General features: G+C 60.4%; 20 protein-coding genes. 8 read left to right on the forward strand and 12 right to left on the reverse strand.

All coding sequences use genetic code 11. The features are described 5' to 3' along the window. Positions 1-3 precede the first annotated feature (3 nt). From atpA to AC1DNI_RS00200, 4 genes are all read right to left on the reverse strand, one after another. Complete coding sequence (gene atpA, locus AC1DNI_RS00185) at positions 4-1,533, reverse strand: F0F1 ATP synthase subunit alpha (protein WP_027231081.1); 1,530 nt, start codon at positions 1,531-1,533, stop codon at positions 4-6. Beyond that, entirely contained in the window at positions 1,533-2,093 is a 561-nt protein-coding gene (locus tag AC1DNI_RS00190) for a F0F1 ATP synthase subunit delta (RefSeq protein WP_477690398.1), read from the reverse strand. The genes atpA and AC1DNI_RS00190 overlap by 1 nt, the downstream gene beginning before the upstream one ends. A 246-nt stretch (positions 2,094-2,339) precedes the next feature. Continuing rightward, positions 2,340-2,729, reverse strand: coding sequence for an AGROH133_08824 family phage infection protein (locus tag AC1DNI_RS00195; RefSeq protein WP_477690399.1), 390 nt, complete (start codon positions 2,727-2,729; stop codon positions 2,340-2,342). Positions 2,730-2,773: 44 nt separating this feature from the next. Continuing rightward, complete coding sequence (locus AC1DNI_RS00200) at positions 2,774-4,957, reverse strand: primosomal protein N' (protein ID WP_477690400.1); 2,184 nt, start codon at positions 4,955-4,957, stop codon at positions 2,774-2,776. Between the two features lie 104 nt (positions 4,958-5,061). On the opposite strand from AC1DNI_RS00200, the gene fsa reads away from it, so the two are divergent. Next, positions 5,062-5,715, forward strand: a complete 654-nt coding sequence (gene fsa / locus AC1DNI_RS00205; protein ID WP_027231077.1) for a fructose-6-phosphate aldolase — start codon at positions 5,062-5,064, stop codon at positions 5,713-5,715. 146 nt (positions 5,716-5,861) lie between these two features. Here the strand turns inward: fsa and lptE are convergent, their stop codons facing one another. Beyond that, entirely contained in the window at positions 5,862-6,446 is a 585-nt protein-coding gene (gene lptE / locus AC1DNI_RS00210; protein WP_027231076.1) for an LPS assembly lipoprotein LptE, read from the reverse strand. Continuing rightward, positions 6,433-9,051: a leucine--tRNA ligase gene (gene leuS / locus AC1DNI_RS00215; RefSeq protein ID WP_477690401.1), complete on the reverse strand. Its 2,619-nt coding sequence runs from the start codon at positions 9,049-9,051 to the stop codon at positions 6,433-6,435. The genes lptE and leuS overlap by 14 nt, the downstream gene beginning before the upstream one ends. A gap of 131 nt (positions 9,052-9,182) precedes the next feature. Here leuS and AC1DNI_RS00220 point away from each other — a divergent pair, with 131 nt between their 5' ends. Next, a complete protein-coding gene (locus AC1DNI_RS00220) occupies positions 9,183-9,845 on the forward strand; it encodes a YggS family pyridoxal phosphate-dependent enzyme (protein WP_477690402.1) in 663 nt (220 codons plus the stop codon). On the opposite strand, the gene AC1DNI_RS00225 is transcribed toward AC1DNI_RS00220, so the two are convergent. Further along, positions 9,846-10,382 carry a YcbK family protein gene (locus AC1DNI_RS00225; protein ID WP_477690403.1) on the reverse strand — a complete coding sequence of 179 codons (537 nt, stop codon included), beginning with the start codon at positions 10,380-10,382 and terminating at the stop codon, positions 9,846-9,848. 293 nt (positions 10,383-10,675) lie between these two features. On the opposite strand from AC1DNI_RS00225, the gene acs reads away from it, so the two are divergent. Next, entirely contained in the window at positions 10,676-12,628 is a 1,953-nt protein-coding gene (gene acs, locus AC1DNI_RS00230; RefSeq protein ID WP_477690404.1) for an acetate--CoA ligase, read from the forward strand. 40 nt (positions 12,629-12,668) lie between these two features. Here the strand turns inward: acs and AC1DNI_RS00235 are convergent, their stop codons facing one another. From AC1DNI_RS00235 to AC1DNI_RS00245, 3 genes are all read right to left on the reverse strand, one after another. Beyond that, positions 12,669-13,934 (reverse strand): class I SAM-dependent methyltransferase, encoded by a 1,266-nt coding sequence (locus AC1DNI_RS00235; RefSeq protein WP_477690405.1) that lies wholly within the window; start codon positions 13,932-13,934, stop codon positions 12,669-12,671. A 349-nt stretch (positions 13,935-14,283) separates the two neighbouring features. Further along, positions 14,284-14,571: an addiction module antidote protein gene (locus AC1DNI_RS00240; protein WP_477690406.1), complete on the reverse strand. Its 288-nt coding sequence runs from the start codon at positions 14,569-14,571 to the stop codon at positions 14,284-14,286. Further along, positions 14,552-14,863, reverse strand: a complete 312-nt coding sequence (locus tag AC1DNI_RS00245; protein ID WP_477690407.1) for a type II toxin-antitoxin system RelE/ParE family toxin — start codon at positions 14,861-14,863, stop codon at positions 14,552-14,554. Before AC1DNI_RS00245 ends, AC1DNI_RS00240 begins: the two co-directional genes overlap by 20 nt. A 187-nt stretch (positions 14,864-15,050) precedes the next feature. Between AC1DNI_RS00245 and AC1DNI_RS00250 the strand changes: the two genes are divergently transcribed. Further along, positions 15,051-16,451, forward strand: coding sequence for an MATE family efflux transporter (locus AC1DNI_RS00250; RefSeq protein WP_244506667.1), 1,401 nt, complete (start codon positions 15,051-15,053; stop codon positions 16,449-16,451). Here the strand turns inward: AC1DNI_RS00250 and AC1DNI_RS00255 are convergent. Continuing rightward, the gene (locus tag AC1DNI_RS00255; RefSeq protein ID WP_477690408.1) at positions 16,448-16,681 is read right to left on the reverse strand and encodes a DUF1674 domain-containing protein; all 234 of its coding nucleotides are present in this window, start codon (positions 16,679-16,681) and stop codon (positions 16,448-16,450) included. The genes AC1DNI_RS00250 and AC1DNI_RS00255 overlap by 4 nt on opposite strands. 124 nt (positions 16,682-16,805) lie before the next feature. Between AC1DNI_RS00255 and htpX the strand changes: the two genes are divergently transcribed. Genes htpX through AC1DNI_RS00270 form a run of 3 tightly spaced genes read left to right on the forward strand, consistent with a single transcriptional unit; the run spans position 16,806 to position 20,923 of the window. Then, entirely contained in the window at positions 16,806-17,780 is a 975-nt protein-coding gene (gene htpX / locus AC1DNI_RS00260; RefSeq protein ID WP_477690409.1) for a zinc metalloprotease HtpX, read from the forward strand. After that, positions 17,777-19,159, forward strand: a complete 1,383-nt coding sequence (locus tag AC1DNI_RS00265; protein WP_477690410.1) for an RsmB/NOP family class I SAM-dependent RNA methyltransferase — start codon at positions 17,777-17,779, stop codon at positions 19,157-19,159. Before htpX ends, AC1DNI_RS00265 begins: the two co-directional genes overlap by 4 nt. 60 nt (positions 19,160-19,219) lie before the next feature. After that, positions 19,220-20,923, forward strand: coding sequence for a heparinase II/III family protein (locus AC1DNI_RS00270; RefSeq protein WP_091947752.1), 1,704 nt, complete (start codon positions 19,220-19,222; stop codon positions 20,921-20,923). Here the strand turns inward: AC1DNI_RS00270 and AC1DNI_RS00275 are convergent. Then, a complete protein-coding gene (locus AC1DNI_RS00275) occupies positions 20,920-22,146 on the reverse strand; it encodes an aminotransferase-like domain-containing protein (RefSeq protein WP_477690411.1) in 1,227 nt (408 codons plus the stop codon). The genes AC1DNI_RS00270 and AC1DNI_RS00275 overlap by 4 nt on opposite strands. A gap of 241 nt (positions 22,147-22,387) precedes the next feature. On the opposite strand from AC1DNI_RS00275, the gene purH reads away from it, so the two are divergent. After that, complete coding sequence (gene purH, locus AC1DNI_RS00280; RefSeq protein WP_477690412.1) at positions 22,388-24,004, forward strand: bifunctional phosphoribosylaminoimidazolecarboxamide formyltransferase/IMP cyclohydrolase; 1,617 nt, start codon at positions 22,388-22,390, stop codon at positions 24,002-24,004. Position 24,005 lies beyond the last annotated feature (1 nt).

The raw sequence follows: 24,005 nt of genomic DNA on the forward strand, positions 1-24,005 counted from the left end.
AGTTTAAGCGAAAGACTTGGCAAAGGCGTCGACTGCTGCCTTCAGCTTGCCCTTGGTGTCGTCGCTGATCTGCTTCTCCTTGGCGATCGTCTCGAGAATGTCCTTGTTCTCGGTACGCAGCCAGGTGAGGAGGCCGTGCTCGAACTTGCCGACCTGATTGACGGCAAGCTTGTCGAGATAGCCATTGACGCCGGCAAAGATCACCGCAACCTGCTCTTCCGTCTTCAGCGGCGAGAACTGCGGCTGCTTCAGGAGTTCGGTCAGGCGAGCACCGCGGTTGAGGAGGCGCTGCGTCGAAGCATCGAGGTCGGAGCCGAACTGAGCGAACGCTGCCATTTCGCGGTACTGCGCAAGCTCACCCTTGATCGAACCTGCAACCTGCTTCATCGCCTTGATCTGTGCGGCCGAACCAACGCGGGAAACCGAGAGGCCGACGTTAACAGCCGGACGGATACCCTGGTAGAAGAGGTTCGTTTCGAGGAAGATCTGGCCGTCGGTGATCGAGATCACGTTGGTCGGAATATAAGCCGAAACGTCGTTCGCCTGGGTCTCGATGACGGGGAGCGCGGTCAGCGAACCGGCACCGTTTTCGTCATTGAGCTTGGCCGAACGCTCAAGCAGACGGGAATGGAGGTAGAAAACGTCGCCGGGATAAGCTTCGCGGCCCGGCGGGCGGCGCAGCAGCAGCGACATCTGGCGATAGGCGACAGCCTGCTTCGACAGATCGTCATAGCCGATCAGCGCGTGCATGCCATTGTCGCGGAAATATTCGCCCATCGTGCAGCCCGCAAATGGAGCGAGGTACTGCATCGGTGCCGGATCGGAGGCGGTTGCAGCAACGACGATCGAATATTCGAGAGCGCCGCGCTCTTCGAGGATCTTCACGAACTGCGCAACAGTCGAACGCTTCTGCCCGATGGCGACATAGACGCAATAGAGCTTGTCCGTCTCATTGCCGGCATCGTGAGCCGGCTTCTGATTAAGGAACGTGTCGAGAATGATCGCGGTCTTGCCGGTCTGGCGGTCGCCGATGACGAGCTCGCGCTGGCCGCGACCAACCGGGATGAGGGCGTCGATGGCCTTGAGGCCAGTCGACATCGGCTCATGCACCGACTTGCGCGGGATGATGCCCGGCGCCTTGACGTCGACGCGGGAACGCTGCGTCGCCTTGATCGGACCCTTGCCGTCGATCGGATTGCCGAGCGCGTCCACAACGCGGCCGAGCAGTTCCTTGCCGACGGGAACGTCAACGATGGCGCCGGTACGCTTGACGGTGTCGCCTTCCTTGATGTCACGGTCGGAACCGAAAATAACGACGCCGACATTGTCGCTTTCAAGGTTCAGGGCCATGCCACGGGTGCCGCCCGGGAACTCGACCATCTCACCGGCCTGAACATTGTCCAGACCATAGACGCGGGCGATACCGTCACCGACGGACAGAACCTGGCCGACTTCGGAGACTTCTGCCTCCTGGCCGAAATTCTCGATTTGCTTTTTCAGGATTGCGGAAATTTCCGCGGCGCGGATGTCCATCAGCCGACCTCTTTCAGTGCAAGCTTAAGCGAAGAAAGTTTTGTGCGAAGTGAAGTGTCGATCTGGCGCGACCCCATCTTGACGACGAGGCCGCCGAGGATCGACGGATCAACGGTGACATTGATTGTCACGTCCTTGCCGGCGACGCTTTTCAGCGTGGCCTTCAATTCATTTTCCTGCGCTGCCGTAAGGGCATGCGCGGAAGTAACGTCCGCCGCGATTTCTCCGCGATGGGCGGCGGCAATCTGGCGGAACGACTGGATCATGGATGGTACGGCGAAGAGGCGGCGATTTTGCGCGGCGACGCGCAAGAAATTGCCGACCAGCCCGCCGATCTTGGCCTCGGCCAGGATCGCGGAGATCGCGCGCACCTGATCGCCGGACGAGAATACCGGGCTTGCTACCAGGCGCTTCAGATCGGGACTGCCATTGACCAGAGCCTCGAAACGATCGAGATCCTTTTCGACCTCGGCAAGCGAATTCGCTTCCAGCGCAAGTTCGAACAACGAACCCGCGTAACGCTGGGCAACACCGGAAATGAGCGACGTAGTTTCTGCCACGAACGACAAGCTCTCTGGTTTGAAGCCAAAAATCAGGAAACCGGAAGGAAGTTTTCGGTCAAATCTTTGGCATTATTGATTTTTTTACCGCCTTGGGTGAAGCCCTGAAGCTGCCTTAGACGTGATTTGAATGCCGTCTAGCATAGGAAGACAGGACTCGCAACACGCGAATCCGCTAAATGAGGAGGCAGAATCGCCGCAGCTTCGGATAATTATGAGTAACCAATTCCACTAATGCTCGGCGGCTCAGGCGACAAAGCCGAAGGCAAATAGAAGCGGACCCGCCGCAAGCAGCAGTTCAACGACGACCCAGGCCCAGTTGTACGGCTTGTTGCCGCCGTCGGACATCATCGAAATCAGCCGGCCGAAGACCGTGAAGCCCCAGGAAACGCCGAGCGCGATCCAGAGAAAAGGTTGTGCAAATACAAGGGCGCTAAGTCCAAGTCCGAGGTAGAAGCCGGCGAATGTCGCACGGATCTCGGAAAGCGCCTCGGGGCGCTCCGGCTTCGTCTGCAAGCGCATTATCCTCATGGCAACGCGCGGCGCAAAGAACAGGACGAGCCCGAAAGCGACGGTAATTGCCGCCGACAGCCATGCCATCCATTCGCCCTGACTTGCCGGCCAATAGAGTTCCATGATCCCCTGCCCCTTCCGCCGAAGCGTTAACCGCGATGCAGATCTTATAGAAAGCTTTGCGGATCGATATCAACCTGCACCCGCGTCGATCCCCGTTCTTTTGGCCCATCCGCCAGCATGACGCGGATGAAGCCCTGAATATCCGATTTGCGCGTGCCGTGGACGAGGAGACGGAAACGATGCCGCCCGCGCACGAGGGCAAGCGGCGCCTCCGCCGGTCCGAGGACGCTGATCTGATCCGATGCCGGTGCCGCCCGGCGCAAGGCCCGCGCATGCGTCTCCGCTTCCTGGCGCGTCGCTGCCGAAATGATGAGCGAGCCGAGCCGGCCGAAGGGCGGCAGGCTTGAGCGCTCGCGCTCTTCGATCTCCCGCTCGTAAAAGGCTTTTGCATCGCCCGAAACGATGGCACGCATCACCGGATGATCCGGCTGGTAGGTCTGCAAAAGGCCGAGGCTCTTCTTGCCCGTGCGTCCCGCGCGGCCTGTCACTTGGCTCAACAGCTGGAACGTGCGCTCGGCGGCGCGGGCGTCGCCATTGGCCAGTCCGAGATCGGCGTCGACGACGCCGACCAGCGTCATGTTCGGGAAATTGTGCCCCTTGGCAACGAGCTGCGTGCCGATGACGATCTCGGCCTCACCCTTGGCGATCGCGTCGAGCTCAAGCCGCAGGCGCTTGACCCCCATGAGATCGGATGAGAGGACGATGATGCGGGCGTCCGGAAAGGTCTTTTCCACTTCCTCGGCGATCCGCTCGACGCCCGGCCCGCAGGCGACGAGGTGATCGAGCGTTCCGCAGGAGGGACAAGCTTCCGGGCGCGCCTCATGGTGTCCGCATTGGTGGCAGACGAGTTGGCCGCGAAAGCGGTGCTCGACCAGCCAGCTCGAACAATCCGGGCACTGGAAGCGGTGGCCGCACACCCGGCAGAGCGTCAACGGTGCATAGCCTCGCCGGTTGAGGAAGAGCAGCGACTGTTCCTTGCGCTGCAATGTCTGATTGATCGCTTCGACGAGCGCGGGCGAGAGAAACCCGCCCGGTCGTGGCGGCGACCTGCGCATGTCGATGGACTTCAGATCCGGCATTGCTGCCTCGGCATAGCGCCCGGAAAGGCGGATGCGGTTGTACCGGCCCTGATTGGCGTTGACCTGGCTTTCGATCGACGGCGTGGCCGATGCAAGTACGACCGGGAAGCCGCCGATATGGCCGCGCACCACTGCCATGTCGCGGGCATTGTAGCAGACGCGATCTTCCTGCTTGTAGGCGGGATCGTGCTCCTCGTCGACGACGATCAGCCCCAGTTCCTGGAATGGCAGGAACAACGCTGACCGCGCGCCGGCAACGACACGCACCTGGCCCTCCATGACCTGTCGCCAGACCCGCTCGCGCATGCGCGGCGCAAGATCGGAATGCCACTCGGCCGGCTTGGTGCCGAAGCGATCATGGAAGCGATCGAGAAACTGCTGCGTCAGCGCAATTTCCGGAAGCAGGATCAGGACCTGCTTGCCTTGCTCGATGGCTTTGGCCACCGCCTCGAAATAGACTTCGGTCTTGCCGGAGCCGGTCACACCGTCAAGCAGCGACACCGAGAAACTTGCGGACGCCACGGCTTCAACGAGTTGATCCGCCGCCTCGCTTTGGTCGCCTGAAAGCGACGCCTTGGCATAGTCGACATCGGGAGCGGCAACGACGGGACGCGCCGGGATCATGACCTGTTCGAATACGCCTTGCGCCATCAGACCGTCGACTACGGTTGCGGAGACGCCTGCCGCGTGGGCAAGCCCCGTGCGCGTCCATGCCATGCCGCCCTCAGCGAGCTCGAGCACGCGGGCCCGGGCCCCGGTCATGCGGTCAGGTTCACGGCCGGCAAAGCGCAAGCCCGGCACCGGCGGCTCGGGATCGAAAGCCGCGGGCACGCGCAGCACCATGCGCGCCACCATGCCGGGTGGGGACAGTGTATAATCGGCGGCCCAGCGCATGAAGCGCAGCATGTCGTCGTCCACGGGCGGACAATCGAAGAGCTCGGATATGGGCCGCAGTTTCTTCGCATCGATGCTGTCAGTCGTGCCGTCCGTGACGATGCCTGCAACTTCGCGCGGACCGAGCGGCACCCGGACGATTGACCCGGCCCTGACGTTCATGCCGTCCGGCACGGCATAGCTGTAGGGCCGCTCTGCCGGCATCGGCACAAGCACGGGAACGGTTTTTTGCGGGATGAACGAATCCTGACTCATATATACGTGACCTTGGCGCGCCTTTCGGATAAAGAAAAGTCACTTTCCGGGAGATAGAATTGATCTCTCATTTAGACACCCGCATATCAGGAAGGAATGTTCCCATGAAATTCTTTGTCGATACCGCCGACGTGAAGGAAATCCGCGAGCTCAACGATCTCGGATTGCTCGATGGCGTAACCACCAATCCTTCGCTGATCCTCAAGTCCGGTGGCAGCATCATCGAAGTCACCAAGGAAATTTGCAGCATCGTCAACGGCCCGGTATCCGCCGAGGTCGCGGCAACCGAATATGAGCAGATGATGAAGGAGGCCGCAGTGCTCTCCCGCATCGCCGACAATATCTGCATCAAGGTCCCGCTCACCCTCGATGGCCTCAAGGCCTGCAAGGCCCTGCGCTCGGATGGCCATCTCGTCAATGTGACGCTGTGCTTCTCCGCCAACCAGGCACTTCTTGCCGCCAAGGCCGGCGCCACGTTCATCTCGCCATTCATTGGCCGCATCGACGATACCGGCATCAATGGAATGGAACTGATTTCCGAGATCCGAACAATCTACGACAATTACGATTACCAGACGCAGATCCTTGCCGCCTCGATCCGCACCGTGAACCATGTCAAGGAAGCCGCTCTGATCGGTGCCGACGTCGCGACGGTTCCGCCGGCAACGCTGAAGGCATTGGTCAAGCACCCGCTGACCGACAAGGGCCTTGAGACTTTCCTTGCCGATTGGAAGAAGACGGGCCAGTCGATCGCCTGATCAGGCGCCCTGGTCAATGACGCCCGCCTGTTGCAAGACCGGCGGGCGTTTTTTCTTGTGCGCCTGCGCAGCGCGCATCCGGTTAGGGGCAGGAATCATGAACGGTACGCCCGGCCGTTCGCCAAGCGAGGTCATGCGCAGTATGACTATTGGTTCTTCGTCAGGTCCTGGGCAACGCTGAGCTGAATCGCCTGCGCAACTTCCGCCGCCGCACGATTATATGCATCGCGATAGGCTCGCTGGACAGCAAACTGCTGTCTTGGCGCATCGTAGCCCGCATTTACAAGACGGCTGCCGCGGCCGATGACCTGACCGTCCGACACGCGCGTCAGAACGTAGTTGCCAGTCATGCGGATGGAGCCTGCGGTCGGCTGACCCGATTTGTCATTGGTCGCATTCTGGATCAGCGCCAGTGAAATGTTCTGCGAAGCAATGGCAAGTTGCAGCGTATAGGCGACATGCGTCGGCTCGCCCGCACCGCCACCGAAGAGGAAGATCAGGTTGTTGCGCACTTCCTGGGTGACGCGATCGCCCGCCGGATTGACCGACACGGTCGCGAGCCGGGAGCGGACGCTGCCCGAGACGCCGGCGGCCGTGCTGCCGACCGGACCGGGATCGGAGTAGAGCGGCCGCACCTGGCAACCGCCTGCAATCAATGCCAAGCCAAGAACGCAGAAGGGAAGCAGCCGCTTGACGACGGAACCCGGCTGAAAACGATCAGGCAACGACATTGATGATCCTCTGCGGTACGATAATGACCTTCTTCGGTGAATTGCCATTCAGCGCGGCCTTGACGAAATCAAGCGCGAGGGTGGCCTTTTCGACCGCCAATTGATCCGCATCGCGGGCAATTGTCAAATCGCCGCGCTTCTTGCCATTGATCTGAACCGGCATGGTCACATCGTTCTCGATGATCAACGTCTCGTTGTATGACGGCCACGGTTGATGAGCCACAAGATCTGCGCCGCCGAGCGCCTTCCAGCACTCCTCAGCAAGGTGCGGCATCATTGGCGCGATCATTGCAATCAACATGGCCGTCGCTTCGCGGCTTGCTGCGATCGTCGCCATGTCAGCCTCGCCCGCCGCCAGCTTCTGCAGCGAAGGCGCCAAGGTGTTGACGAGCTCGTAAAGGCGCGCGACGGCCTTGTTGAAGTTCAGCTTCTCGATATCTTCGCCGACAGCCTTGACAGTCCGGTGCGCCGCTTTCGAAATCGCCAAAGCCTCGCCCTCGGTCGCGGCTGCGGCATCGACCGTCTTCAACGTCTCGGCCGCTTCCGAAATCAGGCGCCAGACGCGCTGAACGAATCGATGTGCGCCCTCGACGCCGGATTCAGTCCAGATCACATCGCGTTCCGGCGGCGAATCCGACAGCATGAACCAGCGCGCGGTATCCGCCCCGTAGGAAGCGATGATGTCATCGGGATCGACCACGTTTTTCTTCGATTTCGACATCTTCTCGATCGAGCCTATCTCGACCTCTTCGCCTGTAGCAATCAGCGTTGCGCGGCGCGCGCCATCCGTCTCCTCGACCCGAACGTCAGCTGGCGTGACCCAGCCGTCCTTGCCCTTGTAGGTCTCGTGAACGACCATGCCTTGCGTGAACATGCCCTTGAACGGTTCACTGATATCGAGATGACCCGCCACCTTCATCGCCCGTGTGAAGAAACGCGAGTAGAGCAGGTGCAGGATCGCGTGCTCGATGCCGCCAATATACTGATCGACGGGCAGCCAATGATTCGCGACCTTGGGCTCGGTCGGCTCCTCGGCCCAGGGAGCGGTGAAGCGCGCGAAATACCATGACGAGTCGACGAAGGTGTCCATCGTGTCGGTCTCGCGTCGTGCCGGCTTGCCGCATTGCGGGCAGTTGACGTGCCGCCAGGTCGGATGCCGGTCGAGCGGATTGCCCGGCCGGTCGAATTCGACATCGTCCGGCAGCTTGACCGGCAGGTCGGCTTTCGGCACCGGAACCACGCCGCAATCATCGCAATGGATCATCGGGATCGGGCAACCCCAGTAACGCTGCCGGGAAATACCCCAGTCGCGCAGGCGGAAATTGATCTTGCGCTCGCCCTGCGGGCGGTTGCCGACCGTCTGCTTTTCCAACCGCCGCGCCACCTCGTCGAAAGCTTCGGCCGGCGACATCCCGTCAAGGAAGCGCGAATTGATCATGACGCCGTCATCGACATAGGCGGTTTCGGTGATCTGGAACGTGGCCGCGTCGGCGTCCTTCGGCATAACCACCGGCACGACCGGCAGGCCGTATTTGTTGGCAAAGTCGAGGTCGCGCTGGTCACCTGACGGACAACCGAAGATCGCGCCGGTGCCATAGTCCATCAACACGAAATTCGCGACGTAGACCGGCAGCGTCCATTCCGGGTCGAACGGATGCGTGACGCGCAAGCCGGTGTCGAAGCCCTTCTTCTCGGCGGTTTCGAGCGCAACGACCGAAGTGCCCGCATGGCGGCATTCCTCGTTGAACTGCGCCAGCGCCGCGTTGTTTTCGGCGGCTTTCTTCGCCAGCGGATGGTCGGCGGCAATGGCAATGAAGGACGCGCCGAAAAGCGTGTCAAGCCGCGTCGTGTAGACCTCGACCTCGCTCTCGCCTTCGACGTGCGACTGCTTGTCCAACGCCCAGCGGATCAGCATGCCCTCAGACTTGCCGATCCAGTTGCGCTGCATCAGGCGCACCTTTTCCGGCCACTGGTCGAGCCCATCGAGGGCGCCCAGCAGTTCCTCGTTGAAGTCGGTGATCTTGAAGAACCACTGTGTCAGCTCGCGCTGCTCGACAAGGGCGCCGGACCGCCAGCCGCGACCGTCGATGACCTGCTCGTTGGCAAGGACCGTCATGTCCTCAGGGTCCCAGTTGACCTTGGACGATTTGCGCGTCACCAGACCCTTCTCGACGAAATCGAGGAACAGCATCTGCTGGCGGTGATAATATTCGACATCGCAGGTGGCGAACTCACGCGACCAGTCGAGCGACAGGCCCATGGACTTGAGCTGGTCGCGCATCGTCGCGATGTTCTGGTAGGTCCAGGTCTTCGGATGAACCTTGTTCTGCATGGCGGCGTTTTCGGCCGGCATGCCGAAAGCATCCCAGCCCATTGGATGCAGCACATTGAATCCCTTGGCGCGCTTGTAACGTGCAACGACATCGCCCATCGCATAGTTGCGCACATGGCCCATATGAATGCGGCCCGAGGGGTACGGAAACATTTCGAGGACGTAGTAAGGATCGCGAGGATCGTCATTGTTCGTCTCGAAGAGCTTGGCGTCGTTCCAAACTCTCTGCCAATGCTTCTCGGCTACACGGGGATTATAGCGTTCGGTTGCCATGAACGGGATTCTCTTGCAAAGGATAGTGATGCGGGGACCTTCACCATGGATTGGTGGGACCGTCAACCACTTGAAGCTGAAGGAGCCCGCGAAATCGGGCCGTCAGGCGATAAATAGGACTGAACCAGCCAATGCCCAATGCCGTCGATCAACTTTTTGCCGTCAGGGATGCTATTCACAAGGCTGAAGCGGAAGCGGGTCGCCCGGAAGGCGCCGTCACGCTTGTCGCCGTGTCGAAAACCTTCGGCGAAGACGCAATCCGTCCCGTGCTCGAATCCGGCCAGCGCGTCTTTGGCGAGAACCGCGTCCAGGAGGCGCAAGCGAAGTGGCCGGCCCTGCGCGGTGAATTTCCGGATATCGAACTCCACCTGATCGGGCCGCTCCAATCCAACAAGGCCGAGCATGCGGTGGCGCTTTTCGACGTGATCGAGACGGTCGACCGCGAAAAGATCGCCGATGCCCTTGCCAAGGAAATGCAAAAGCAGAGCCGCTTTCCCAAACTCTACGTCCAGGTGAACACCGGTTCTGAACCGCAGAAGGCGGGCATAGATCCAAAAGAGGCGGTAGCTTTCATCAAGCGTTGCCGCGAGGTTCACGGCCTCCGGATCGAGGGCCTGATGTGCATTCCGCCGGCCGATGAGAATCCCGGCCCGCACTTTGCCCTGCTTGAAAAGATCGCCCGGCAGGCCGGAATCGACAAGCTTTCCATGGGCATGTCCGGTGACTACGAACTCGCCATCGGCTTCGGCGCGACATCAGTCAGGGTCGGTTCCGCGATTTTCGGAACTCGATAATTACCAGCTGCGGCGCGGTCCGGTATCGATGTGATAATAGCCGGCCGGATAGCGTTTCAACCCGCCGACGTCACCGCTGGACGACAGGTGGCTCATGAGGCCGGACGAGCCGCCGTGGACCCGGAAATCCACCGCCTGGCAGCTCAGGTGGTAGGATTGGTCCTTGCCGCCAACGCGATTGTTGCGCGTGCGCGTGCGCACGGTCGAATTTACCGTGATCGGCCCATACTTGGCGGAAACGCGGCTCAGCACGTTCTTCAGCCTTTCGGGAACGCATTTCGACGGCGCCTTGTAGTCTATATAGGCCTTGCCGCGCGGCATGGCCGCCAATACCAGCGGACTGATCTTGTCGAATACCGAATCCTTGAGCAGATGCGCATGCTCCTCGCCAAAAAGCTTTGCGCCGATACGGTCCTGCGGATTGGATGGCACGGGAAGCGTGCCGGCGCCTGCCGGAATGGCAAGGCTCAAAGCGGCTAGGGTGAACCATGTGAATTTTGCGCGTGACGCAACGCTGCGCAAGACAGTTATTCGCATTCCTCGATCCTTGGTGCGGCGCCGGAAACAACAATTCTTTGGCGCCGATAGTTTGTCCTCCCAAGTCAAGGCAGCGACCCTATAAGCCGAAATGTGGTCAAAATGGACCGATTTCACGATAAAACGCGACCGAAAACGATATTGGCCGCTGCAGAATGCGACCGAACGCCATGCCCTCAGGGCCAATTCGGATATTTACGCATTGATTTGCTTGGTGGTAATGAACCTGTGCGCCTCCCGCCCGGGGAGGTATCCGGGTGGAGGCCCGATATTTAAGATTCTGGAGGAAATTGATGTCCGAGAAGGTTTATCCGGTGCTGGCAAGCGCGAAGAAAAACGCGCTCATCGACAATGATACCTATCTCAGCTGGTACAAGCAGAGCATCAAGGACCCCGAAAAGTTCTGGGCCAAGCACGGAAAGCGCATCGACTGGTTCAAGCCCTTCACCAAGGTCAAGAACACCTCGTTCGAGGGCAAGGTTTCGATCAAATGGTTCGAGGATGGCGTTACCAACGTTTCCTATAACTGCATCGACCGCCACCTCAAAAAGCGCGGCGATCAGGTCGCGATCATCTGGGAAGGCGACAATCCCTATCTCGACAAGAAGATCACCTATAATGAGCTTTACGAGCAGGTCTGCCGCCTCGCCAATGTCCTGAAGAAACACGGCGTCAAGAAGGGCGACCGGGTGACGATCTACATGCCGATGATCCCGGAAGCGTCCTATGCGATGCTGGCCTGCGCGCGCATCGGCGCGATCCACTCCGTCGTCTTCGGCGGCTTCTCCCCCGATGCGCTCGCGGGCCGTATCGTCGACTGCGAATCCACTTTCGTGATCACGGCCGATGAGGGCATGCGCGGCGGCAAGCCGGTGCCGCTTAAGGAAAATACCGACAAGGCAATCGATATAGCCGCGCGTCACCACGTCATGGTGAAGAACGTACTCGTCGTGCGCCGCACCGGCGGCAAGACCGGCTGGGCCAGCAATCGCGACCTCTGGTATCACGATGAGATTGCCAGCGTTAAGGCGGAATGCAAACCTGAAAAGATGAAGGCGGAGGATCCGCTTTTCATCCTTTACACCTCTGGCTCTACCGGAAAGCCCAAGGGTGTGCTGCACACGACCGGCGGCTACCTGGTCTATGCCTCGATGACCCACGAATATGTCTTCGACTACCATGACGGCGACATCTACTGGTGCACCGCCGATGTGGGCTGGGTAACCGGCCATTCCTACATTGTTTACGGCCCGCTCGCCAATGGCGCGACGACGCTGATGTTCGAGGGCGTGCCCAACTACCCCTCGGTATCGCGGTTCTGGGAAGTCATCGACAAGCACAAGGTCAACATCTTCTACACCGCCCCGACCGCCATCCGCGCGCTGATGAGCGCCGGTGACGAACCGGTCAAGAAGACATCGCGCAAATCGCTGCGCATCCTCGGCTCGGTTGGAGAGCCGATCAATCCGGAAGCCTGGGAATGGTATTATCAGGTGGTGGGCGACAAGCGCAGTCCTGTCGTCGATACCTGGTGGCAGACGGAGACCGGCGGCATCCTCATCACGCCGCTGCCCGGCGCAACGCCGCCCAAACCCGGCTCGGCCACAAGGCCGTTCTTTGGCGTGCAACCGCAACTGGTCGACAATGAGGGTGACGTGCTCGAAGGCGCCGCCGACGGCAACCTCTGCATCACGGACTCCTGGCCGGGGCAGATGCGCACGGTCTATGGCGATCACAAGCGCTTCATCGAAACCTATTTCTCCACCTATAAGGGCAAGTACTTTACCGGCGATGGCTGCCGGCGGGACAAGGATGGCTACTACTGGATCACCGGGCGCGTCGATGACGTTCTCAACGTCTCGGGGCACCGCATGGGAACTGCCGAGGTTGAGTCCGCGCTTGTCTCCCATGATACGGTCTCGGAAGCGGCCGTGGTCGGCTATCCGCACGACCTCAAAGGCCAGGGCATATATTGCTATGTAACGCTGATGTCCGGGCTTGAGGGCAGCGACGATCTGCGCGCCGAACTGGTCAAGCATGTACGTAAGGAGATCGGCCCGATCGCCACGCCAGACAAGATACAGTTTGCGCCGGGCCTGCCGAAGACCCGTTCCGGCAAGATCATGCGCCGCATCCTGCGCAAGATCGCAGAAGATGATTTTGGCGCGCTCGGCGACACCTCAACGCTCGCCGACCCGGCCGTCGTTGATGACCTGATCGCCAATCGCCAGAACCGCAAGGGCTGAAAATCGTGTCCTCCCCCCCAACAAGGGGGGACACCCTCCTTCAGCGGTAAAGATCGGCGCGTGTCTGCGGCACGGCCGAGATTCCGCGCTTGCGGCGTGACGCCAGCGTCTGATTGATCTGTACGGTGCCACGCTCGAACGCAAGGGCACAGCCGGTGAGGTACAGCAGCCACAACCGCGCTTTGGGAGCCCCCACTTCCGCGATCGCCTCATCGAAGCGCGCATGGAGACGGTCGGCCCACATGCGGCAAGTGCGGCCATAATGTTCGCGCAGATTCTCGACGTCGTGCACCTCGAAACCGTAGCCTTCGAGATTCTCGACTGTCATGCCGAGATGGTCGAGTTCGCCGCCTGGGAAGATGTATTTGACCAGGGCGAGGTGCTCGGCGCTCTTGCGCCCGAAGGTCTTCTTGTTGCGCTTCATGCGCCGCGTGATCGCGTGGTGGAGATAAAGGCCACCCGGCTTCAGCAACCTGTGCACACTGGAAAAATAGGTGTCGTAGTGGGCTATGCCCACCGCTTCGAACATGCCGATCGAGGAAATCTTGTCGAACTGCCCCTCGAGATGCTCATAGGATTTCACGTGAATCGTGATCTTGTCCTCCAGGCCTTCCGCCTTGATCCGCTCGCGGGCAAGGGCCGTCTGCGCCTCCGACAAAGATACGCCCGTGCCGGTCACGCCATAATTCTTTGCCGCATAAATCAGCATGGCCCCCCAGCCGCAGCCTATGTCGAGCAGGCGATCGCCGGGCTTGAGGCGCAGCTTGCGGCAGATCAATTCGAGCTTGTCGGCCTGCGCCTGGTCGATGCTGTTGGCCCAGTCGGTGAAATAGGCGCAGGTATAGACCATGCGCTCATCGAGAAAGAGCTGATAGAAGGCGTTCGACACGTCGTAATGATGCGTGATTGCTTCCTTGTTGGACCCGCTGACGTAAGGATTCTTGCCGCCGAGCCCGGAACTGCCGCCTTTCGCTCCGCTTAGCAAAAGCGAAGGCACATCCTTCAAGAGCTGCCACTTTGGCAGGCTTTTCAGCCGGTGCTTGAACTTTCCCTTGGGACCGCGCTCGACGAGATCGAACAGCGTGCCGTTCCTGATGTCGATCTGGCCCGACACCCACAACTCGACGACAGAGCCGATATTGGGTTTGAGAGCGATCTGGCGCACGGCCATAGGATCATTGATGGCAAGTATAGGGCCATCAAAATCACCGATGCGGGTTCCGTCCCAAAGTTCAATCGCAAATTGCGGTTCGATGACGTCGACCACCGTGCGGATGATCCGCGCCGCCTTGTCTTCAGCTGCCATTCTCTGCCCCCGGGCACGGGGCGCAGCAAGTTGCGCGTCGCGTGCGTTGCTTCATTCAGTCTGCTTGGCTTATGACTGCCTGAGCCTCTTTGCAACCCATGCACACATGGCCTTGCTTTTTTCTCTTGAAACGTGGGTCATGACACCCCATTCTCCAATTGTGTTCAACGAATGAAAAGGAGGTGATCCGATGTCTCGTGATTTCGCAATCTGCCACAAGGCGTCTGATGCTTTCCATCGGGGATTGTCTCTCCGTTGAATAAGCGTCCGGCGAAAGCCGGCAAAAGGCCAAAGACAGCTTTGTGCCAGACGGAATTGCGGGGCCACCCTTCGGGGTGGCCCTTTCCGTTTAAGCCGCCCGCTTGCCACTCAGTTGAAAACCGACTGCCTTCAACACGGCTATCGTTGTGGCCAGTGTGGGGTTTCCACTTTCACTCATTGAGCGGTAAAGTTGTTCCCGGGACAATCCAGTCTCGCGGGCGATCGTTGCCATGCCCTTCGATCTTGCGACTACTCCGATGGCCTTGGCAATGTAGGCAGAATTGCCAGTTTCAAATGCGTCGGCAAGAAATAACTCTATTGCCTCGTCAGATTTGAGTGCGTCGGCAGGGTCATAGTCATAGAGCTTCGTCATCATCCCTCCATTCTATTGCCAGTCGCCGAGCCTCGCGGATGTCCCGGTCTTGCGTCTGCTTGTCACCGCCACAAAGAAGGATGACAATCTCTTCGCCGTGACGCCGGAAATAAACCCTATATCCCGGCCCATAGTGGACTCTCAGTTCGCTTACGCCACCACCCACAGATGCAATGTCGCCCCCAAGGCCGTTGGCCAAGCGGAAGAGGCGCGCAGCGATGACGGCCCTCGCCCTCTCGTCTTTTAGCTTGCTTTCCCACTTACGATAAACGGAGGTCTGTTTCAGTTTTATCATGATAATGTAGTTTTTAAATTACAAATGTCAATATGATCGATAGTATCCTCCGGAAGGGAAGCCAACCACCAATGCCAGGTTGCAGGTGGCCCCTTTGCTCTTGCCGAAATTTGATGATACCAAGAATTTGCCTGAAATCGGTGCATCCTGCCTCAATGCGAGGCAAAATCCTCTGAAAGACCAAGACATGTCGGTTGCCTTAGCCCAAAACGCCGCGTCCCGGCGCGCGTGGCGTGAAGAAATTATTGCGATGCTGGCGTTGAGCTGGCCGATGATCCTTACCAATCTCGCGCAAACAGCGATGACGGCAACCGACGTCATGATGATGGGATGGGTCGGCGCGGATACGCTCGCAGCCGGAGCCCTCGGCACCAACCTCTACTATATGCCGATGATCTTCGGTCTCGGCCTGATGCTTGCCACCTCGCCGATGATGGCAAAGGAACTCGGCCGCAATCGCTTTTCGGTGCGCGAGGTTCGCCGCACCGTGCGGCAGGGCCTCTGGCTCGCCGTCACCATATCGATTCCGATCTGGTTCGCGTTGTGGCACACCGGACCGATTCTCATTGCTATGGGGCAAAATCCGGCCCTTGCCGATACTGCCGAAGCCTATGTTCGTTCGCTGCAGTGGGCGGTCCTGCCGTTCTACGGCTATATCGTATTGCGGTCCTTTATCGCGGCGCTCGAACGTCCCGGCTGGGCGCTGTTCGTTGCTCTCTTTTGCGTCGGGTTCAATGCCCTTGCCAATTGGTGCCTGATCTTCGGACATCTGGGATTCCCCAAGCTTGGGATCGTCGGTTCGGGCATCGCGACCTCCCTGTCGTCGCTGATGATGTTCATCGGCCTCGTCGTCATCATCATGCGCGATCGCCAGTTCCGCCGTTACCATCTGTTCGGTCGCTTCTGGCGTGCCGACTGGCCACGCTATGGCGAACTGCTCCGCCTTGGCCTGCCGATCGCCGCGATCATGAGTTTTGAAGTTACAATCTTCAATGCAGCGGCTTTCCTGATGGGAATTCTCGGCGCGGATTACCTTGCGGCGCACGCAATTGCCATCCAGATTGCCGCCATTGCATTCATGGTGCCGATGGGTTTTGGCCAGGCGGCAACGGTCCGCGTGGGCCGGGCCTACGGGGCACAGGATGGTGACGGAATAAGGCGCGCCGGCTGGGTCGCCTTCATCGGCGGAACCGGCTTCATGGTGCTCACCGCGATGCTGATGCTGTTTGCGCCATACCAGCTGATAAGCGCCTTCATCGACCTGCACGACCCATCAAACGCCGAGGTCATATCGCTAGCCGTCTCGTTCCTGGCGTTTGCAGCGCTCTTCCAGATTTTCGACGGTGGTCAGGCGGTCGCGAGCGGCATGTTGCGTGGCCTGCATGACACGACAGTGCCGATGATTTATGCGGCCATCGCCTATTGGGGCATAGGCCTGCCGCTCTCAATCGCCTTTGGCTTCTGGCTGGACATGAAGGGTGCAGGCATTTGGCTCGGGCTCGTCTGCGGTCTTGCCGCCGCGGCAATCCTGTTGCTCAGCCGTTGGCTCCGGCGTGAACAACTTGGAATTGAAGTTATCCGCCACTAGAAGTCGATCGTGCGGCCCTTGATTTCCCAATCGCCGTAGCGGGCAGGATCCTTGCCGCCCCGTCCGCCGATTTCGCGCGGTTTCTCGGCGGCATCCTTTTCGGCCTGCCGCCGCGCTTCCGCTTCCCTTAGCGCGCGCTGGGCTGCCGGCGGCAGTTGGTCGAAGGCGGGGTGCCGGCGCTTATCGTCATTGTCGGCGTGCGGCGTTTTTGCTGTCTCTTCGTCCGTCATGTGACACTCGTCATTGAAGCTTGCTGTATAAAGCACCATCATATAGCGGAAGATGGCCAACAAAAGGAATGACCTTGCCAGCCATGGACTCTAACGCTTCATTTCCGAGGGGAGGAATGCAACCATGAACATCATGCGCACTGCGATGCTGCTTGCCTTCATGACCGCTCTGTTCATGGCCGTTGGCTATCTCATCGGCGGGTCCGGCGGCATGATGATCGCGCTCGTCATGGCCGCCGGCATGAACCTTTTCAGCTACTGGAATTCAGACAAGATGGTGCTGCGCATGCATCACGCCGTCGAGGTCGATGAGCGCACCGCGCCCGAATATTACGGCATTGTCCGCGATCTTGCAGCGCGTGCCAACCTGCCCATGCCGAAGGTTTATCTCATCGAGGCGGATCAGCCCAACGCCTTTGCCACCGGGCGCAACCCGCAGAATGCGGCTGTCGCCGCCAGTACCGGTCTCTTGCAGCGCCTCTCGCCGCAGGAGGTCGCGGCGGTGATGGCGCACGAGCTTGCCCACGTCGAGCACCGCGATACGTTGACGATGACCATTACCGCGACACTCGCCGGTGCCATTTCGATGCTCGGCAATTTCGCCCTGTTCTTCGGCGGCGGCAACCGCGAGAACAATAATCCGCTCGGTTTCATTGGCATTTTGATCGCCATGATCGTCGCGCCCTTTGCCGCAATGATCGTGCAGATGGCGATCAGCCGGACACGGGAATACGCCGCCGACCGGCGCGGCGCACAGATCTGCGGCAATCCGCTGTGGCTCGCATCTGCCCTCAACAAGATCGCGCGCGGCGCCAAGCAGATTGTCAACGAGGATGCGGAGCGAAACCCCGCCTCGGCACCGCTTTTTATCATCAATCCCTTGAGCGGTCGTGGCGCCGACAACCTGTTTTCCACGCATCCAAACACCGAAAATCGCATTGCGGCGCTGGAGGCCATGGCCTCGGAATTCACCCGGACCGAGGCGCCCGCGAAATCGGCGCGCGGTGTCGAACAGCCGCTCGACGATGAGGAACCGCGGGACGACCGTCCGACGCCGTGGGGCCGCAATGGCGCAAGCCGCAAAGGCCCCTGGGCATGAGCGCGGAACGGGCAGCCAAGCGGAACTTCTCCAGAAAACAGCAAGCTACGGAATCTTTTGACGGAGAGGATCGGCCTGGCCTCGCCGCGCGTCAATGCGCAACACGTCTGCTGGGAGCTGTCATCGAGAAGCATACGTCGCTCGACGGCCTGACCGACAACAATAACGGGCATCCGCAATATATGGCGCTCGACGACCGTGACCGCTCACTGGTGCGCGCCATTCTCGGGGCTGCGCTGCGCAATCGCGGCGCAATTGAAGCCGCCATCAGCCAGATGATCGATCGGCCTCTACCCGAAAATGCCGTGGCCCTGAAGCATCTTTTGCACGTGGCGGCCGCACAAATCCTTTATCTCGACCTGCCGGATCGCGCCGCCGTCGATCTTGCCGTGACAGCGGCGAATGGCGACCCACGCAACCGGCGCTTTGCGTCGATGGTAAACGCCGTCCTGCGGCGCCTGTCGCGGGAAAAGGAGACGTTCGCCAATCGGGCTGCAGTCAATGTTCCTTCATGGTTCGAGGCAAGTCTCGTTGCCGCCTATGGCAAGGAAAAGGCAGGCGCCATCCTTGAAATCCAAGCGAAGGAGCCAGCCGTCGATCTCACGGTCAAGGGCGACCCACAAGTGTGGGCCGAGCGTCTTGGCGGTCTCGCCCTTCCAACGGGCTCGGTTCGGCTTGCCAACATTGAAGGCGCCCTGACCAGCCTCCCGGGCTTTGCCGAGGGTGAGTGGTGGGTGCAGGATACGGCGGCGAGCCTCCCGGCAAAGCTCTTTGGTGACATCACCGGAAAACGTGTTGCCGATCTTTGCGCCGCGCCCGGCGGCAAGACCGCACAGCTTGCTTTGGCGGGTGCGAACGTGACCGCGCTCGATCTCTCCGCCAATCGCCTGAAGCGGCTCCGCGCCAATCTCGAGCGCCTGCATTTCACTGCCGACACCGTCGAAGCAAATCTTGCGGCCTATGAACCGGCCGAGCCCTTCGATGCTGTCCTGCTCGACGCACCGTGCTCCTCGACGGGGACGGTACGACGCCATCCCGACGTTCCGTGGACTAAAAGTCCCGAAGAGATCGCCAAACTCGCCGCGCTTCAGGCCAAGCTCTTGGACCACGCCGTCACCCTCGTTCGGCCCGGCGGGATTATCGTGTTTTCTAACTGCTCTCTCGACCCCTCCGAAGGCGAAACGGTCGCAAGGCAACTGATTACCAAGAACCCCGCCATCGAACTCGTTCCTGTCGTCGCCGAAGAGATCGGTGGCCTCGGAGAGCTCATTACGGAAGAAGGTTTTGTGCGCTCTACGCCCGCAGATCTTCCCAATGAGGATGTGGCGCTGTCCGGCATGGATGGCTTCTTTGCGGCTCGATTCCGGCGCAAATACTAAAATTTTAACTGTTTGACCGGATAGTTTAGGCTGTCGTCGACGATTCGAAGCAAAAACAATATGGTCGCGCTCAGCGAAACACCGCAATTGTGGGGACTAGCGACGGCGCAATTGTGGCGCCGTTTCCGCAGGCGCGTGCGCATGGGCCCGCTCTACCGCTGGCGCTTTACCGGCTTTACGCCCGAGCGCGTGCTTATTGCCCCGCAAGATCTGCGCCCGGCCGATCCGCAAATTGCCGAAGAGTTTTACCATGGTCGCTTCGCCTTGGCCGGCAAGGTCGTCGAAACCGGCGGCCGCTCGCCGTTCCTGGTCGAGCCACCCAATGCCGCCTGGCAGGCGGCTCTGCACAATTTCGGCTGGCTCCGCCACTTGCGTGCGGCAGGCACGGACCTTGCCACTGCCAACGCCCGCGCCCTCCTCAGTGACTGGATCACCACGCATGGCCGCTCGGTCGCAGGGCCGGCATGGGTGCCGGAGGTCACGGCCCAGCGCATCATCGCCTGGCTGCAGCATTCGAGCCTCATTCTGGCGGGCGCAGACCTGCGCGCCTATCGCCAGTTCATGCGATCGCTCGCCGTTCAGGTTCGCTACTTGCGGACGATGGCGGCGGTCATGGATGACGGCGAAGAGAAGCTGCGCGCCCGCATCGCGCTCGCACTTGCGGCGCTCGCCCTGCCGGTGGCGTCGAGCACCAGCCGCTCGGCCCGCCGCAACCTCGAATATGAACTCACCCGCCAGATCCTCCCCGACGGCGGCCACATCTCGCGTAATCCCCTCATTATTCTCGAACTGCTCGCAGACCTTCTGCCGCTGCGCCAGACCTATGCCAGCGGCCAGGAGGCACCGCCCAAAGCGCTGATCGAAGCCATCGAGCGGATGCTGCCGGCACTGCGTTTTTTTCGCCATCATGACGGCAGCCTTGCCCTGTTCAACGGGGTCGGCGCCACCATGCCGGAACGGGTCATCGCCGTGCTCCGCCATGACGATATTGGCGGCCTGCCGCTCATTCACGCGCCGCATTCGGGCTATGAGCGCCTTTCCATGGATTCGACGACGATCATTGCCGACACCGGTCTCGCACCGCCGGTCACTGCCTCGCGCGATGCCCACGCCGGCTGCTTGTCGTTCGAGATGTCATCGGGCCGCAACCGCTATATCGTCAATGCCGGCGTCGATCGCTATGGCCCGCCCGAGTTTCGGCCGCTCGCCCGCTCGACCGCCGCTCATTCGACGGCAACGCTCAACGACACGTCCTCCTGCCGCTTCAGCAATACCTCCGGACTTTCAAACATGATCGGAACGCCGATCATTGCCGGGCCCACCAGGGTAAATATCGAGCGTATAGAGCGGGAAGGCGCCGTCGGCTTCGTTGCCAACCACAATGGCTACGTTCGACCGTTCGGCATCTATCACGAACGCCAGATCGTATTGTCGCACAATGGCAGCGTCATCGAAGGCATCGACAGCTTCTTTGCCGCCGGTCGCAATCCGCTGCGTGATACTGGCGCCGAAAATGTCGTCGTGCGTTTTCACTTGCATCCTGCCGTCCACGTCTCTGTGGACGATAATGGCCTGATCATCCTTCAGGCGGAAAACGACGATATCTGGATGTTCTCGGCAACGGTGCAGCCCTTCGTCGAGGATTCACTGTTCTTTGCCGGGTTCCGCGGGCCCGTCAGGACCCGCCAGATCACATTGTCCTTCAGTGCCGCCCAGCGGTCCGAAGTCGAGTGGCAGTTTACCCGCACAAGCCTCGGCGTTTAGAGCTCCGCCATCACCTGGCGAATGAGGCGCCCAAGACGGGCAATACCGGTATCGGCAAGCTCTTCGGACGCGAGCGAGAAGCTCAGGCGAATGGTATTTGCCCCGCTGCCGTCGGCGTGAAAGGCCTGGCCCGGCACGAAGGCGACGCGCTCGGTTTCGATCGAACGGGCAAGAAGCTTCGCCCCGTCGATCCCTTCCGGCAAGGTGACCCAGATGAACATGCCGCCTTCAGGCTTGGTCCATGACACGCCTTCCGGCATATATTTTTCAAGCGCCGTCAGGACATGGTCGCGGCGCGCGCCATAGGTGGCGCGCAGGCGCTCGATCTGCGCGTCGTAAATATCGACGGCCGCATGATACATCGCCATCTGGTTGATGGTGGGACTGTGGAGGTCCGCCGCTTGCTTCATCAGAACGAGCTTGCGGATGACCGGCTTTGCTGCACAGACGAAACCGAGGCGCAATCCGGGCGACAGCGTCTTCGAGAACGTTCCGCAATAGATCGTGCGCGTTGCATCGATATCGCCCTTGCGCGCAATATCGAGCGCGAGGATCGGCGGAACCGGCTCCCCGTCATAGCGGAGCCCCTGATAGGCGGCGTCTTCGATGATGGGAATGTCGAGTTCGTCGGCAAGATCGAGCAGGCGTTCGCGACCGGCGCGATCCAGGGTTTCGCCGGCGGGATTGGAGAAATCCGGGTTGATATAGGCGAACTTCGGGCGTCCGCCATTGCGAGCCGCTGTATCTTGGTAACCCGCAGGCGTCATATTGCCCAACTCGGGCGTCAATTGATCATACTGGGGTTCATATGCATTGAATGCCTGCAGCGCACCGAGATAGGTGGGGCTCGTCACCAAAGCGGTATCGGATGGCGAAAGGAAGAGCTTGCCAAGATAGTCCAGCGCCTGCTGCGATCCCGATGTGATGACGATGTTATCGATGTCGCAGACGATGCCGAGCGCCGCGAGGCGTGTTGCGATCCACTCGCGCAAGGGCGCATAGCCTTCGCTGACCGAATATTGCAGCGCCGGGCCGGCCTGCCCGTCGGCGAGCGCCCGTTCATAGGCTTTGCGAAAGGCCTCGGTCGGGAACAAGGCCGGATCCGGAATACCACCGGCAAAGGAAATGATGTCCGGCTGATCGAGCAGTTTCAGGAGTTCACGGATTTCCGAAGCGCGCATCCGGTTTGCACGCGTTGCGTATCTGGCTTCCCAGTTGCTCATTTTCTACTCGCTTGATTGCCTCTCGTGCCTGTGCGCCCACCGTCCGGAAACTCCTCCTCGAACGTCGCATAAGCCCGGCGGATATGACGCCATCAAGCGAGATATGTCAATGTATCTGACCTAATTTCGCAGCAAGCCCGGCATAATTCCGGCAAATGCGCGATCCGAAGTAGGATTCCGCGAAGGCCTGTGTTAGAGCCGCCAAATCCACGCATCCACATTCTGCTAAGGACGAACTCCCATGGCCGTCGCCGCAAAATCATTTACACCGCCGAACCTTTTTCCCGTCCGTCGCGCGCTGCTTTCGGTTTCCGACAAGGCGGGCCTGACGGCCCTTGCCCACGCGCTGCACCGCCACGAGGTCGAGATCCTTTCCACCGGCGGCACGTCGAAAGCGATCGCGGCAGAGGGCATTCCGGTTCGCGACGTCTCCGATTTAACCGGCTTTCCCGAGATCATGGATGGACGCGTCAAGACTTTGCATCCAAAGGTGCATGGCGGTCTCCTGGCCGTCCGCGACGACCCTGAACATGTCGAAGCGATGAAGACGCATGAGATAGGCGGGATCGACCTGGTCGTCATCAATCTCTATCCCTTCGAAGACGTCCGCCATTCGGGCGCCGACTATGCCAATATCGTCGAGAACATCGATATTGGCGGGCCGGCGATGATCCGCGCGGCTGCCAAGAACCATGCCTATGTCGGTGTGGTCACCGATCCCGGCGACTATGACATGGTGATCGCAATGCTCGACAAGCATGAAGGATCGCTGCCCTACTCGTTCCGTCAAAGTCTCGCAGCCAAAGCCTATGCCCGCACCGCAACCTATGACGCCGCGATTTCCGGATGGTTCGCCGAAGCCTTGATGACGGAGACGCCGTCCCGCCGCGCTATCGGCGGTCACCTGCATTCGGTGATGCGCTATGGTGAAAACCCGCACCAGTCCGCCGGCTTCTACCTGACCGGCGAAAAGCGTCCGGGTGTTGCCACCGCGACGCAGCTCCAGGGCAAGCAGCTCTCCTACAACAACATCAACGACACCGATGCGGCCTTCGAACTCGTCGCCGAGTTCGACCCGGCTCGTACGGCTGCCGTCGCGATCATCAAGCATGCCAATCCATGCGGTGTCGCCGAGGCGGCCACGTTGAAGGAGGCTTATCTCAAGGCGCTGGCCTGCGATCCCGTGTCTGCCTTTGGCGGGATCGTCGCCTTGAACCGCACGCTCGACGCCGAGGCTGCCGAGGAGATCGTCAAGATCTTCACCGAGGTCATTATTGCTCCCGACGCGACCCCTGAAGCGCAGGAAATCGTGGCGGCGAAGAAAAACCTGCGCCTGCTGGTAACCGGCGGACTGCCCGATCCCCGTGCGTCCGGCATCAGCGCCAAGACGGTGGCTGGCGGCATTCTCGTCCAGTCGCGTGACAGCGGCGTGGTGGACGACCTCGAGTTGAAGGTCGTGACGAAACGCGCGCCCACCGAAATTGAGATGGCTGATCTCAAGCTGGCCTTCCGCATCGCCAAGCACGTCAAATCCAATGCCATTGTCTACGTCAAGGATGGTGCTGCAGTCGGCATTGGCGCGGGGCAGATGAGCCGTGTCGACAGCGCCCGCATTGCCGCCCGCAAGGCCGAGGATGCCGCTGAAGCCGCAGGCATAGAAACGCCCCTCACCAAGGGTTCGGTGGTTGCCTCCGATGCCTTCTTCCCCTTTGCCGATGGTTTGCTTTCAGCCGTCGCCGCTGGAGCGACCGCTGTCATTCAGCCGGGCGGATCGATGCGCGATGATGAAGTCATCGCCGCAGCCGATGAGCACGGCATCGCCATGGTGTTTACCGGGATGCGTCACTTCCGGCACTAGA

It is taken from the genome of Phyllobacterium sp. 01N428, assembly GCF_056399405.1.